At 63.5% G+C, this 14,395-nt stretch carries 12 protein-coding genes; 6 read left to right on the top strand and 6 right to left on the bottom strand.

Features of this window, described 5'->3' with window-relative positions:
• Positions 1-2 precede the first annotated feature (2 nt).
• Positions 3-836: an AraC family transcriptional regulator gene (locus ABEH28_RS01655; protein ID WP_346628895.1), complete on the top strand. Its 834-nt coding sequence runs from the start codon at positions 3-5 to the stop codon at positions 834-836.
• Positions 837-868: 32 nt separating this feature from the next.
• Here ABEH28_RS01655 and ABEH28_RS01650 read toward each other — a convergent pair whose 3' ends face one another.
• From ABEH28_RS01650 to ABEH28_RS01635, 4 genes are all read right to left on the bottom strand, one after another.
• Positions 869-1,456 (bottom strand): LysE family translocator, encoded by a 588-nt coding sequence (locus tag ABEH28_RS01650; protein WP_346628894.1) that lies wholly within the window; start codon positions 1,454-1,456, stop codon positions 869-871.
• A gap of 137 nt (positions 1,457-1,593) precedes the next feature.
• Positions 1,594-3,063 carry an MFS transporter gene (locus tag ABEH28_RS01645; RefSeq protein ID WP_346628893.1) on the bottom strand — a complete coding sequence of 490 codons (1,470 nt, stop codon included), beginning with the start codon at positions 3,061-3,063 and terminating at the stop codon, positions 1,594-1,596.
• A gap of 435 nt (positions 3,064-3,498) precedes the next feature.
• A complete protein-coding gene (locus tag ABEH28_RS01640; protein ID WP_346628892.1) occupies positions 3,499-4,932 on the bottom strand; it encodes an NAD-dependent succinate-semialdehyde dehydrogenase in 1,434 nt (477 codons plus the stop codon).
• Between the two features lie 401 nt (positions 4,933-5,333).
• A complete protein-coding gene (locus tag ABEH28_RS01635; RefSeq protein WP_346627805.1) occupies positions 5,334-5,633 on the bottom strand; it encodes a helix-turn-helix domain-containing protein in 300 nt (99 codons plus the stop codon).
• A gap of 398 nt (positions 5,634-6,031) precedes the next feature.
• Between ABEH28_RS01635 and ABEH28_RS01630 the strand changes: the two genes are divergently transcribed.
• Positions 6,032-7,549, top strand: coding sequence for a nucleobase:cation symporter-2 family protein (locus ABEH28_RS01630; protein ID WP_346628891.1), 1,518 nt, complete (start codon positions 6,032-6,034; stop codon positions 7,547-7,549).
• A gap of 42 nt (positions 7,550-7,591) precedes the next feature.
• Positions 7,592-8,074 (top strand): LEA type 2 family protein, encoded by a 483-nt coding sequence (locus tag ABEH28_RS01625; protein ID WP_346628890.1) that lies wholly within the window; start codon positions 7,592-7,594, stop codon positions 8,072-8,074.
• 21 nt (positions 8,075-8,095) lie between these two features.
• On the opposite strand, the gene ABEH28_RS01620 is transcribed toward ABEH28_RS01625, so the two are convergent.
• Complete coding sequence (locus ABEH28_RS01620) at positions 8,096-9,142, bottom strand: LacI family DNA-binding transcriptional regulator (protein ID WP_346628889.1); 1,047 nt, start codon at positions 9,140-9,142, stop codon at positions 8,096-8,098.
• 333 nt (positions 9,143-9,475) lie between these two features.
• Between ABEH28_RS01620 and ABEH28_RS01615 the strand changes: the two genes are divergently transcribed.
• From ABEH28_RS01615 to ABEH28_RS01605, 3 genes are read left to right on the top strand one after another with little or no spacing between them, the layout of a single operon-like run.
• Complete coding sequence (locus ABEH28_RS01615) at positions 9,476-11,599, top strand: TonB-dependent receptor (RefSeq protein WP_346629181.1); 2,124 nt, start codon at positions 9,476-9,478, stop codon at positions 11,597-11,599.
• A gap of 45 nt (positions 11,600-11,644) precedes the next feature.
• Positions 11,645-13,045: an LLM class flavin-dependent oxidoreductase gene (locus ABEH28_RS01610; RefSeq protein WP_346628888.1), complete on the top strand. Its 1,401-nt coding sequence runs from the start codon at positions 11,645-11,647 to the stop codon at positions 13,043-13,045.
• Entirely contained in the window at positions 13,042-13,995 is a 954-nt protein-coding gene (locus ABEH28_RS01605; RefSeq protein WP_346628887.1) for an aliphatic sulfonate ABC transporter substrate-binding protein, read from the top strand. Before ABEH28_RS01610 ends, ABEH28_RS01605 begins: the two co-directional genes overlap by 4 nt.
• A gap of 84 nt (positions 13,996-14,079) precedes the next feature.
• On the opposite strand, the gene ABEH28_RS01600 is transcribed toward ABEH28_RS01605, so the two are convergent.
• Positions 14,080-14,337: a hypothetical protein gene (locus tag ABEH28_RS01600; RefSeq protein WP_122534790.1), complete on the bottom strand. Its 258-nt coding sequence runs from the start codon at positions 14,335-14,337 to the stop codon at positions 14,080-14,082.
• Positions 14,338-14,395: the final 58 nt, after the last annotated feature.

Raw genomic sequence — 14,395 nt, 5'->3', positions numbered from 1 at the left:
AAATGACCTGCCAGAACCCGGTGAAACGTCTTGATCAACCGGTGTTCTGGCGGGACGCGCAGCTGCCGTTCATTGAAGCGCGCTCCATCGCCGACGGACGCAAGGTCTGTTATTCCCGTCATTCCCATGAAGTGTTTTCCATCGGCGCAATCACCGCCGGGCAAAGCACGTACCTGCACGAGAAAACCACCCAGACCATCGCCGCCGGCACCGTTGTGGTGATGAACCCTGGCGAGGTCCACGCCTGCAACCCCATCGACGATCAGCCGTGGTCCTACCTGATGCTGTACGTGAACGTGCAATGGCTGGGCGCGCTTCAGCGGGATTGCGGGGTCAACAACGGGGGCGTGTTTCGCGGGTATCCGGCCACCCACAGTCGTGACCCGCTGTTGTTCAAAGGCTTGCTCGACTTGCATCGGCGGCTGGTGGATTCGCAGCTCGATACGCTGGCAAAACAGGAGGCCGCTGTCGGTTTTTTCAGCCTGGTCGAACAGCGTTTGGGCGGCTCGACGCTGACGCCAAGACAGCCCAATCCCAAGGTCGAGCGCGCGGCGCGGTACATCGATGCGCATTATCTGCAACCGATTCGGCTCGAGGATTTATGCGCGGTGGCGAACTTGTCCGAGGCCTACTTGATTCGCGCGTTCGAGCAGCATTACCACATGACACCCCACGCCTGGCTGGTCAACCGGCGCATCCAGCACGGCCAGGCGCAATTGCGCAGCGGCGAGCCCATCGCCGACATCGCGCAGCAGAGTGGCTTTGCCGATCAGGCGCATTTTCAGCGGGCGTTCAAAAAGCATCTGGCCGTGACGCCGGGCCAGTACAAGCCGTGATCAGACGCCTGCTCGCCCGGAGCTGAACGGGCTCAGACGTAAAACAGCGACACCGCGCAGCCTGCCAGGAGCGCCGCCATGCTGCGGTTGAACACGCGGATGCGACGAGGGCTGCGCAAGTAAGGGCCGAGAAAAGCACCGGCGTAGGCCCAGCACGCCACCGACAGGTAGCACACGACGAAGTAGATCAGCGCAAACAGACCGATCAGTCGCGCCTCGCCATCGGCCACAAACGCGCCCATCCCCGCCACCGCCGCCAGCCAGGCTTTCGGGTTCAGCCACTGCATGGCCGCGCCGTGCAAAAAGGATGGCTCGCGGGTCGGTTTGGCGACGTCGAGGCGGCCGTCGTCCACGGCCAGTTTCCACGCCAGATAGAGCAGAAACGCCACCCCGGCCCAGCGAATGATCTCGGTCAGCATCGGGTAGCGCTGCAGCACTTCGTGCAGGCCGAAGCCGGTGAACATCAGCAGGACGACAAAGCCTACCGTCGCGCCGAGCACATGGCGCAGGCTCGCGACCAGACCGAACTGCGCGCCCGAGCTGAGCGCCACAACGTTCACCGGCCCCGGCGATATGGACGCGGCCAGTGCAAACGCCGCCATGGAAATCATCAGGTTCATTGCACGTCTCACCCTTCATTTGACTGTGGGGTAAGTGTACGAAGGGCGCACGAGCGGGCGATTGAACAAAACTGACCAATCGCCGACGGTGTGCCTGGTCCAGGGTTCAGGGCTCAGGGTTCAGTCGTGGGCTTGGGTCAGTCGTGGGCCTGGGACAGGGGCCGCGCCACTTCTTCCAGGGATTTGCCTTCCGAGGCCACGCCCCAGATCGCCTGCACCACGGCGGCCAGCAACATCAACGCGGCACCGATCAGATAGCCGAAGAACACCGGGCCCCGCTCATGGGTGTCGATCAACTGGCCGAACAGGGTCGGGCCGACGATGCCGCCCAGCGCCGTGCCGAATGCATAGAACACCGCAATCGCCAGCGCGCGGATCTCCAGCGGGAAGGTTTCGGCGACGGTCAGATAGGCCGAACTGGCCGCTGCCGAGGCGAAGAAGAAAATGATCATCCAGGCGATGGCTTGTTGCGTGACATCCAGAACGCCCTGCTGAAACAGATAGCCGCTAATGGTCAGCAGGACCCCGGACACGGCGTAGGTCAGGCTGATCATCACCCGCCGCCCCACCACATCGAACAGCCGGCCCAGCAGCAAGGGCCCGCAGAAGTTGCCCAGCGCCAGGGGCAGCACGTACCAGCCGATCGACGCCGACGGCACCTGATAGAACTCGGTCAGCACCAGGGCGTAGGTAAAGAAAATCGCGTTGTAGAAAAACGCCTGGGCGGTCAGCAGCGTCAGGCCCACCAGCGCGCGGCGGCGGTAGGTGTTGAACAGCGTGTGGAAAATCTCTTTCAGCGGCGTGTGGTCCCGGGCGTGCAGACGCAAGGGTGGACCCGTTGGCGCGGAGAGGTCGTGGCCCTGACGGCGCAGGCGCTCTTCGATGCCTTCCACGATCTCCCTCGCCTCTTCACCCTGGCCGTGAATCAGCAACCAGCGCGGACTTTCCGGCAGCCACAGGCGCATCAGCAGAATGATCAGGCCGAGCACCGCGCCGATGCCGAAACACAGGCGCCAGCCCATGTCCGCGCCGACCCACGAGGCGTCCAGCAGCACGATGGAGCCGACCGCGCCCAGTGCCGCGCCGATCCAGAAGGTGCCGTTGATGGTCAGATCGACCCAGCCGCGAAACCGTGCGGGCGTGAATTCCTGGATGGTCGAATTGATCGCCGTGTACTCGCCGCCGATGCCCATCCCGGTCAGAAACCGGAACAGCAGGAAACTCCAGACGCTGAAGGAAAACGCCGTGGCGGCGGTCGCGGTGATGTACAGCGCGAGGGTGATGAAGAACAGTTTGCGCCGGCCGAGCCGGTCGGTCAGCCAGCCAAAGAACAACGCCCCCAGCACCGCGCCGCAGATATAGGCGCCGCCGGCCAGGCCGATGTCGGCGTTGGTCAGGTGCAGGACCGGGCTGTCTTTCAGCGCCCCGGACACCGAGCCCGCCAGGGTCACTTCCAGACCGTCGAGCAGCCAGGTGATGCCCAGCGCAAAGACCAGCAACGTATGAAACCGCCCCCAGGGCAGACGATCGAGCCGGGCCGGCAGGTCCGTTTCAAATACTGCGCCTTTGGGGTCTGCCGCTACTGCCTGCACGCTGCTGATCGCCATGAGTCGTCCCCGTGGATCGGAAGTGATCTGTGGGTTCAGAGTTCGCGGGGTGCGTGGGAGTTCAGCGGGGGTGACGGGATCTGTGTCAGCCGCTGAACCTGTGGGACTGAGCTTGCTCAGGAAGAGGCCGGAACAGTCAGCCACTGTCTTCAGTGAGTAAGAGCAAGCCTTCGCGAGCAAGCTCGCTCCCACAGGATCGCGGATCCGACTCGCGGTCTCAGTCATTTTCCCAAGCCTGATTGTTCCCACGCTCCGCGTGGTAACACCGCTCAGGACGCTCCGCGTCCAGCGACATGACGCGGAGCGTCATAGGGCGCGTGCCCACGCAGAGCGTGGGCACGATCAACAACTAAAAGCAGTCACCCGCGGCACCCGCGACAACCTAAAAAAAACCCACCAAACGGTGGGTTTCTTTTTTCAACGGGGCTGCGTGGGTTAGACGTTGAACACTGTCACCAGCTTGGTGTTCAGGTAGGCCTCGATCGCTTCGGTGCCGCCCTCGGATCCGTAGCCGGAATCCTTGATGCCGCCGAACGGCACTTCCACCAGGCCGATGCCCTGGTGGTTGATCGACAGCATGCCGGCTTCGATGCGGGTGCTGAGGATGTGGGTGGTTTTCATCGATGAGGTAAACGCATACGACGCCAAACCGAACGGCACGCGGTTGGATTCCTTGACGGCATCCTCGACCGTGTCGAACGGCACCAGCAGCGCCACCGGGCCGAAGGGTTCTTCGTTCATGATGCGCATTTCGGTGGTCAGCCCGCTGATGACCGTGGGCTGGAAGAAGTAACCCGGTCCTTCGATGGCCTTGCCGCCGACGTGGACCTTGGCGCCCTTGTCGCTGGCGTCCTTGATCAACGCGTTCAACGCCGGGATGCGTCGCTCGTTGGCCACCGGGCCCATGGTCACGCCCTGCTCCAGGCCGTTGCCGACTTTCAGCTCGTGGGTGTGGCCGACGAACTTCTCGACGAATTCATCGAACACCCCGCGCTGGACCAGAATCCGCGTGGGTGACACGCAGACCTGCCCGGCGTTGCGGAACTTGGCGCCGGCCAGCGTGCGCGCGGCCAGGTCGATATCGGCGTCATCGAACACCAGCGCCGGGGCGTGGCCGCCGAGTTCCATGGTCGCGCGCTTCATGTGCTGACCGGCAAGCGCTGCCAGTTGCTTGCCCACCGGGGTCGAGCCGGTGAAGGTGACTTTCTTGATGGTCGGGTGGGCAATCAGGTAGCTGGAAATCTGCGCAGGGTCGCCGTATACCAGGCCGATGACGCCGGCCGGAACGCCGGCATCGACGAACGCACGGACCAGTTCGGCAGGCGACGCCGGGGTTTCTTCCGGGGCCTTGACGATGATCGAGCAGCCGGCCGCCAGCGCCGACGACAGCTTGCGCACCACTTGGTTGATCGGGAAGTTCCACGGCGTGAACGCCGCCACCGGGCCGACCGGTTCCTTGATGACTTTCTGCTCGACCGAGACGTTGCGCGATGGCACCAGACGGCCGTAGGCGCGGCGGCCTTCTTCGGCGAGCCAGTCAATGATGTCGGCGGCGGACAGGGTTTCCATGCGCGCTTCGGCCAGGGGCTTGCCCTGTTCCTGGGTCATGATGTTGGCGATGTGATCGACGCGGTCGCGCAGCAGGTTGGCGGCCTTTTGCATGATTTTGTAGCGGTCGTAGGCCGGGGTGCTGCGCCACGTTTCAAAGCCGCGTTCGGCCGCTGCCAGCGCCTGGTCCAGATCGGCGATGTCGGCGTGGGCCACGGTGCCGAGGGTTTCGCCGTCGGCGGGGTTGATGACATCGAGGGTGCGGCCGTCTGAGCTGGCACGCCATTGACCATCGATGTAGAGCTGAACGTCTGGGTACATGGGGAACTCCAGATGCGCCTCGCGGGGAGGCGGAGGGAAGAAAGGCGCGCTGAACCTGCCGGATGCGCGCCGCTCGCGATCGGATTGGATCGGTTGCGGGACATCCTCAGAGATAGGGGCTGACGAGGCCGTTTTCAATGGCGCTGAACATGAAACTCGCGATTGGCGGTGACTGAGCCTCTTGTGTATGAAGATCAAGATCAAAAGCAGATCAAGGGCTTCCCGGCTAAAGCCGGTCCTACAGTCGACGCCAATCCTGCTGGATGCATGCGATGCATTTAGTAGGACCGGCGTTAGCCGGGAAGAGGCCGGTTTGTTCACCAAAGATGTTGATGGTTCCCACGCTCCGCGTGGTAACACCGCCCCGGACGCTCCGCGTCCTGCAGACGACGCGGGGCGTGTTAGATCAGCATCAGCTGCCGAGCGTAGGCGTGCAGTACCTCGCGCTGGATCATGAAGCTGGCGTATTTGCCTTCGCGCAGGGTGGCGATGAGGCCGGCGCGCTCGAGCTCTTTGGTGTGATGGGAAACGGTCGCGGCGCTGACGGGGTGGATCTTCAGCACTTCGGCGCAGGGCAGCGCCTGTTCACTGTCGCCGATCTGAACCAGAATCCGAAAGCGGCGGCTGTCGGCCAGCGCCCGGGCGATCAATGCGAATTGCGAGTCACTCAACGGGAACTGCTGTGCCGTGCTGTTAATCATTGTGACGCCTCAGTAAAAACCTCCTTGTCCAGAGATACTGCGGAACAAACTCGACAGGCTGATGACGGTCACCATTGATGGCGGTCGACCCTGGCGGTCAACAGTATGGAGGCTTCCGGCAAAAGATGGTTCAGCGCCGTGAGCATTACCTGGAACCACCCGACATTGATCGCTGACCGCGTTAATGTTTTCTGGCATCCTGCGCGCCCTTTTTCCCACGACCGACTGCCATGCCCCGCCCTGCTCTTTGTACACAATCTCCTACCAAACTGTATTTAAGCGTGTGGACATGTTGTACAGTCGGCAATCCTGACCGGCAAGGCAAGATGTCCGCACCGGTCGGAGATGTGTCATCCGCAAAGCCCATGACCCCATAAAAACAAAATGGCAGGCTAACCATGACCGCACCCCGCAACAGCGCCCCGACCCGCTCGGCTTCTGCTTCAGTCTCGTCCAGAACAGACCTCATCTACGGCCTGCATGACCGGCCGCATTTCACCGCCGCGATCTTTGCGGCGTTACAGCACGTGCTCGCCAGTTTCGTCGGCATCATCACTCCCACCCTCATCGTCGGCAGCGTGCTCGGGCTGGACAGTGAAGTGCCGTACCTGATCAGCATGGCGTTGTTCGTGTCCGGGCTGGGCACCTTCGTTCAGGCCAAACGCATCGGCCCGATTGGCTCGGGGCTGCTGTGCCTGCAGGGCACCAGCTTTTCCTTTCTCAGCGTAATCCTCAGCGCCGGGTTTCTGGTCAAGAGTCGCGGCGGCGGCACCGACGAAATCCTCTCGACGATCTTCGGCGTGTGCTTCTGCGCAGCGTTCGTCGAGGTCGCCCTCAGCCAGTTCATCGGCAAATTGCGCAAGCTGATCACCCCGGTGGTCACCGGCACGATCATTACCCTGATGGGCCTGTCGCTGTTGAAAGTGGCCATGACCGACATGGCCGGCGGCTTCGGCGCCAGCGACCTGGGTTCGGCGGCGAACATGGGCCTGGCCGGCCTGGTGCTGATCACCATCGTGGTGCTCAACCGGTTCAATATTCCGTTACTGCGCCTGAGCGCAATCATCATCGGCCTGACCCTGGGCTTCGCCGTCGCCTGGTTCATGGGCCGGGTGGATTTCGCGCAGATGCCCCATGTGCCGGTGATGAGCCTGCCGGTGCCCTTCAAATACGGGTTTTCCTTCGATCTGCTGGCGTTCATCCCGATTGCGGTGATCTTTCTGGTGTCGCCGCTGGAGGCCGCCGGGGACCTCACCGCCAATTCAATGATCTCTCAGCAGCCGGTGAGCGGGCCGGTGTACATCCGCCGGATCAAGTCGGGGCTGCTGGCGGACGGGCTGAATTCGGCGCTGGCGGCGACCTTCAACAGCCTGCCCATGGTGACCTTCGCGCAGAACAACGGGGTGATTCAGCTGACCGGCGTGGCCAGCCGCTACGTGGCGTTTTTCATCGCCGGGATTCTGGTGCTGCTGGGCCTGTTCCCGATCATCGGCGCGGTGCTGCAACTGATGCCGAAGCCGGTGCTGGGTGGCGCAACGCTGATCATGTTCGGCACGGTCGCGGTGGCCGGGATCAAGATCCTCTCGGAGGCCGGTCTGCATCGGCGCAATATGCTGATCGTGGCGATTTCCCTGGGCATGGGCCTGGGCGTCGCGGCCGTGCCGGAGGTTTTGCGCGAGCTGCCCAAGGCGCTGCACAACATTTTCGAATCGCCCATCACCGTCGGCGCGTTCTGCGCGATCATCCTCAACATCTTTCTACCGGAGGAATACCAGGAGCCGGAGCTCACGGAATTCGACCCGGAAGCTGCCACGCTTAAGGTGCTGCAGGATCCGCCCCCTAGCCCTGCCGCGGGACCTGACGCAGAACCTCTCCCGACGCGCGGGGTCGCACACTTGAATCGTCATGACGTTTGAAGGGGCGTGTTGCGCCCCAACTGCCTGCCACGGGAGTCACCGATGCCGCTACGCCCGATCCGCACCCTCCTCGCCGGCCTGACCCTGGTGCTCGCACTCAGCGCCTGCGCGCTGTTTCCCAACCGCGATCCGCTGAACATCAACGTAGTGGGCATCGATCCCCTGCCCGGCCAGGATCTGGAAATCCGCTTCGCCGTGAAGCTGCGCCTGCAAAACCCTAACGACACCGACATCCAGTACGACGGTGTGGCGCTGAATCTGGACGTCAACGGCCGCTTGCTTGCCTCTGGCGTGAGCGACCAGAAAGGCACGATCGGGCGGTTCTCCGAAGGCGTGTTGACGGTGCCGGTCACCGTGTCAGCCTTTGCCGCACTGCGCCAGGCGGTGGGCCTTGCCGATCAGCAGCGCCTGGACAACCTGCCCTACGAGCTGCACGGCAAGCTGGCCGGCGGACTGTTCGGCACGATGCGCTTCGAGGACAGCGGCACGCTGAACCTGCCGAAACCGGCCAGCGGCACTTGGTGATGGCGGATTGGCAGAACGTCGCTAGGTACTTTCCCGACCGATCAACCGGCACTCCAGCAGATTCAACCGCTGAAAGACCTCGTCCGTGACAATCACACCCAGCCGTTGCAGCACGCGCTCGGCAGCGAGCACACCGATCTGGAGCGCCGGCGGCTTGATCGTGCTGAGGCTAGGCATGAGCATTTCGGCGAAGGGGTAATCGCCGAAACCCAGCATCGCGCAGTCACCCGGAATGCTTACCCCTGCACGCTGGGCCGCGAGCAAACCGCCGGCAGCCAGGTTGTCGTTGGCGAAGAAGATCGCATCGGGAGGCGTGGCCCGCTGCATCAGCTCGGTGAGCGCCTGCTTGCCGGCTTCGAACGGCGCGAGATCGCCCGCCGGGGTGAAAATCTGCGGGCTGACCCCGGCCTCCCCCAGCGCCTGCACATAACCGGCGCACCGTTCTTGCGCGCTAAAGTCCCCCGCCGCACTGTTGAGCACGAACGCAATTCGCTGATAGCCGCGCTGCAGCAGATAACGCGCGCCAGTGACCCCGACCTCGTGATGGGAAAAGCCGATCTGGATCGGCGCGCGGTCGGGCTGGTAGTCCCAGGTTTCGATCAGCGGAATGTCCGTCGCCGCGAGCATCTTCTCCGTGGCCTCACTGTGGAAGTGACTGGTGACCACCAACGCAGCGGGTGACCAGCCGAGAAACGCGCGGATCGCTCGCTCTTCCTGCTCGGTGGAGAAGTAGCTCGACGCCAGCAGTAACTGATAGCCGTGCCGGGCCAGGGTGTCGCTGAAGCCCTGGATGGTGTCCGCAAAAATCGGCCCGGAGATGTTCGGCACCACCATCGCCACGATCCTGCCCTTGGCCGACGCCAGCCCTCCGGCGACCAGATTGGGCACGTAACCCAGTTCGGCAACGGCGGCCGCGATGCGCTGACGATGCTCGTCGGACACCTGATCCGGCTGATTGAAATAGCGCGACACGGTCATCGTCGATACGCCGACGTGGCGAGCAACCGCGTCCTGAGTGACGCGCCCGGCACCGCGCCGCTTGCGTGGGGGATCTGGTGTGTCACTCAAAACGCCCGCTCCTGGCAAAAGCCTGGTTATAACCAGAGATTATTTAAAGCTGATTTTTCAGTATTGGACGGTCTATTCGCCGATTACCGATACTGGCGATGTTAGCGCTAACTGACAGTATCAGCTACTCGCTTGAGCGAATGCCCACCTTTCTGCCGCGCAGCACACCAGTGGCCGCAGAGCCACCTTCCGACAAGCATTCATCAGCGAGCAACGATCATGCGACAAACCGGGGCGTTCCATTCACCGAGTCACCTTAGTCAGGCCATTGCCACGGCATTAGCGCTGTGTGCGCTGCCGGCCTTCGCCGCGGACGTGTCCACAGCGTCGCCAATGGCGGAGCAAGCACCCGAAACCGCCACCCTCCAGGCGGTCACGGTCACCGCCACCCGCCGGGAAGAACCGCTGCAGCAGGTCCCGGTCGCCGTCACGGTACTGGACGGCGAACAGCTGGAGCGTGACAACCGCAACGGCGTCGCCAGCGTCGCGCAGCAAGTGCCTGCGCTGAATTTCCGCACCGGTGCCTCGAACAAGGACACTTCATTGTTCATGCGCGGCGTCGGCACCATTTCCACCTCTCCGGGCGTCGAGCCGACTGTCGCGACGGTGGTGGACGGCGTCGTCTACGCGCGTCCCGGCCAGGCGACCCTGGACCTGCTGGACCTGGAGCGCATCGAAGTCCTGCGTGGCCCCCAAGGCACGCTGTTCGGCAAGAACGCCTCGGCCGGTGTGCTGAACATCGTCAGCAAGGCGCCCACCGCAGAGACCCACGGCTACATCGATCAGTCGTACTACAGCGGCAATGAAAGCCGCACCCGTTTCGGCATTGGCGGCAGCCTGATTCCCGATACGCTGAAAGCCTCGGTCACGACCCTGTTCGGCACCTACGACGGCAACGTGCACAACAAGGCCAACGGGCAGGAGGTCAACGGCTACAACCACAAAGGCGCGCGCGGCAAGCTGGAGTTCACCCCCAACGAAGACGTCAAACTGACGGTCATCGGCGACTACATGCAGTCCCATGACGACACTCCCAACGGGGTCATCAGCCAAGCGCTGACACCTGCCTTCGCCAACGCGCTGTCGCCGGTGCGCGCCAGCAACGACAACCGCGATCTGGTCAGTGACTACCGCAGCCATGTCGACGACATCAACAAAGGCTTGTCGGCGCAACTGGACTGGAACCTGGGCGATTACACGCTGACCTCGATCACCGCCTGGCGCGGCTGGAACAACACCCAGTGGCAGGATGGCGACCGACTGGCCAACGTCAGCGCCGCCTTCCCCGGCACCGAAGACAAGGGCGATCTGGATTTCAATCAGTACTCCCAGGAGCTGCGACTGGCCTCGCCGGAAGGGCAGTTCCTCGAGTACGTCGGCGGCCTGTATTACATGCACGGCAAGGACGACGAAAGCTACCGCCGCACGCTGATCACGCCCACCGCGACCAACACCGGCGTCGCCGACTACAGCACCACCAGCGACAGCTACGCGGTGTTCGGCGAAAGCACGCTGAATTTCACCCCGGCGTTTCGCGGCATCGCCGGTCTGCGCTGGACCCACGACGACCTGGAATACGATCACCGCCGCGTGTCGACGTCCGCTACTACGGTCAGCGGCATTCAGCCCGGCACCAGCAGCTCCGGTTCGGTGGACGAAGACGGCTGGTCCGGGCGGCTGGGCGTGCAATATGACCTGAGCGATTCGGTCATGGCTTACCTCACCTACTCGCGCGGCTACAAAGGCCCGGCTTACAACGTGTTCTTCAACATGCAGCCCCGGGACACCGGCGCCCTCAAACCCGAGACCTCCAACAACTGGGAGCTGGGCATCAAGGCCACCACCTGGAACCACCGCCTGACCACCAACGTCGCGGTGTTCCACAGCGAGTACAGCAACTATCAGGCGAACTTCTTCGACAGCGTCGCGGGCCAGGTGGTGACCCGGCTGATCAACGCCGGCAGCGTCAGCACCGAAGGGGTCGAGGCCGACTACGCCTTGCAGGCCACACGCAACCTGAAGTTCTCCGGCGCCATCGCCTACACCAAGGCGCGCATCGACCAGTTCAGCTGCCCGACGGGCGCCGCGGCGTCCTGTGACGTGAACGGCAAGACGCTGCCCTACGCGCCGGACTGGAAAAGTTACGTACGCGCCGATTACACCATCCCGCTGGACAACGGGCTGGACATCGAACTGGGCACTGACTACAGCTGGCAGAGCGAAGTGCAGTACGACATCAGCCAGAACCCGGACACCAAACAGGGCGCCTACGGCCTGTGGAACGCCAGCGCAGCCGTGGCCGATTACAGCAATGGCTGGCGCGTCGCGGTGCTGGCGAAAAACCTCACCGACAGATCCTATTCCCCCCTGCTTGCCAGCGGCACGGGCTACATCTACCGCGCCGTGCCACGGGACGACGAGCGCTACTTCGGCGTGCAAGTGCGCAAGGATTTCTGAACATGGGCGAACCGTCACAAGGACACTGCATGAAAGGCATCGGCAATGAGCACTGAATCCCGCCACACACACACTGAGCCCCGGCAGATGAAACTGGGCGCGTTCCTGATGGCCACCGGTCACCACGTTGCGGCGTGGCGCCACCCGGACGTGCCGGCCAACGCGGGCCTTGACTTCAAGCACTACAAACACCTGGCGCAGGTGGCCGAAGCAGCGAAGTTTGACACGCTGTTCATCGCCGACAGCGTGGCGGCCGCGACGGGAGACGCCGCCAGCTCCATGGCGCGTTCGGACCACTTCGAACCCCTGACGCTGGTTTCGGCGTTGAGTGCGGTCACCGAGCGCATCGGCCTGATCGTCACCGCCACCACCAGCTACAACGAGCCCTTTCACATCGCCCGTAAATTCGCCTCCCTGGATCACCTGTCCGGAGGCCGTGCGGGCTGGAACCTGGTGACGTCGGATGCCGCCGCCGAAGCCCTGAATTTCGGCCGCGACGAGCACATCGACCACGCCGAGCGCTACAGCCGCGCCCGGGAGTTTCATCAGGTGGTGACCGGATTGTGGGACAGCTGGGACGACGACGCTTTCGTGCGGGACAAGGCCAGTGGCGCGTATTACCGCCCTGACGGCCTCCACGTGCTGGATCATCAGGGTGAGCACTTCAAGGTCAAAGGCCCGCTCAATGTGGCCCGCTCGCCCCAGGGTCAGCCGGTGGTGGTTCAGGCCGGCTCGTCGGAGGCCGGTCGCACGCTGGCGGCGCAGACTGCCGAAGTGGTATTCACCGCTCAGCCTTCGCTGGCCGCTGCCCAGGCGTTCTATCAAGACCTGAAGTCTCGGGCCGTCGGGTTCGGCCGAGACCCCGACACGCTCAAGATTATGCCCGGCATGTTCGTAGTCGTCGGTGACAGCGAGGCCCAGGCCCGGGACAAATTCGAGGCATTCCAGGCGCTGGTTGAGCCCCGCGTGGGTGTCGCGTTACTGGGAAGAATGCTGGGCAATTTCGACCTCTCGGGTTACCCGCTGGACGAACCCTTGCCCGCGCTGCCATTGACCCGGAGCGGCCAGCAAAGCCGCCAGGCCCTGCTCTCGCAACTGGCGCAGGACGAGAACCTGACCCTGGCCCAGCTAGGACGAAAAATCGCCGGCGGTCGAGGCCACTTCAGTGTGGTCGGCACCCCGAGTCAGATCGCCGATCAGTGGCAGATATGGTTCGAGCAGGGCGCGGCCGACGGCTTCAACGTGCTGGTGCCGCACTTGCCGGGCGGGCTGGAAGACGTCGCGCACAAGGTGATTCCGGAGCTGCAGCGGCGCGGCTTGTTCCGACAGGACTACACCGGCAGCACCTTGCGCGAGCACCTGGGTTTGCCGCGTCCGGCCAACCGCTTCAGCGCGCCGCCAGGCCATCGCCCTGCACACAGAAACCAAGAGGGTTTGAAAGGATGAAGACATTGCGCACATTGGGCAGCGCATTGCTGGCCGTGATCGGGATCAACCTGGCCTGCGCGAACGTCGCGTCCGCAGCCGACTCATCCGACCCGGCCGAGTTGCGCATCGGGTATCAGAAGGGCTCGATTGCGTTGGTGCTGGCCAAGGAACAGGGGCTGCTGGAGAAGCGCTTCCCGAATACCCACGTGCAGTGGATCGAATTCCCGGCCGGGCCGCAGATGCTGGAGGCGTTGAATATCGGGGCGTTGGACGTGGGCTCCACCGGCGACATTCCGCCGCTGTTCGCCCAGGCCGCCGGCGCCGATCTGCTCTACATCGGCGCCGAGCCCGCCAAGCCGCAGGCTGAAACCCTGCTGGTCGCGGCCGACAGCCCGCTGCATCAGGTGGCGGACTTGAAGGGCAAAAAGGTGGCATTCCAGAAAGGCTCCAGCTCGCACAACCTGATCCTCCGCGCCCTGAACCATGCCGGGTTGAAGTACACGGACATTCAGCCGGTCTACCTCAGCCCGGCCGATGCCCGCGCGGCATTTGAGCAAGGCAGCGTCGATGCCTGGGCGATCTGGGAACCGTTTTCGTCGCTGGCCCTGAGCGGCGGTCGCGCCCGGCTGTTGGCGGACGGCACCGACCTGGGACTGTCCGGGCCGATCTACACGGCCAGACGTTCGTACGCCAGTGGGCACGGGGCGTTCATCAACGCATTGCTTGAACAGCTGACGAATGCCGAAGCGCTGACCCGCAGCCAGCGGCAGCTGAGCCTGGACGTGCTGACGCGGTCGATGGGGCTGCCCCAGGCGGTGATAGCCCGCTACATGGACAACCGCCCTGCCTCACCGATCCTGCCGATCACCCCGCAGATCATTGCGGCGCAGCAGCAGACGGCCGATCTGTTCTTCGAAAACCATTTGCTGCCCAAACGCATTGACGTGAGCGCAGCGGCCAGGCCGTAGCCGTACGCTGTCAGTGGGACCGGCTTTACGGTTTTAGTGGGACCGGCTTTAGCCGGGAAGGCGTCCGACGGGCTAAACCGAAACCTACCCCCGCGCCGCTGCCACCAGTCGATTGACCTCGGCGCGCACCATGTTGGCGTACTCCGGCGGCGACATGGCGTCGAGCTCACCGCGCACCCACTCCGACCATTTGCCCTTGCGCTTGGCCCGTTCGCCCATCAGCCGGGCGGCGTCACCTTTGGCCTTGCCCAGATTGCTCTGCCACAGATCGAACAGGCGGGACTTTTCGTCCTCGATCGCGGCACGTTCCGGAAGGGTTTTATTGGCCAGGTTGTAGCTCATGGTATGTACCTCGGTGGTCAAAACGAAACGCATAAACGGAGCCGGTGACGGGCTCGAA

The organism is Pseudomonas sp. Ps21-P2, assembly GCF_039672565.1.
Lineage (GTDB): Bacteria > Pseudomonadota > Gammaproteobacteria > Pseudomonadales > Pseudomonadaceae > Aquipseudomonas.
Note: the sequence above shows the minus strand (reverse complement) of the source record. Positions and strands in the feature narration are given on the sequence as shown.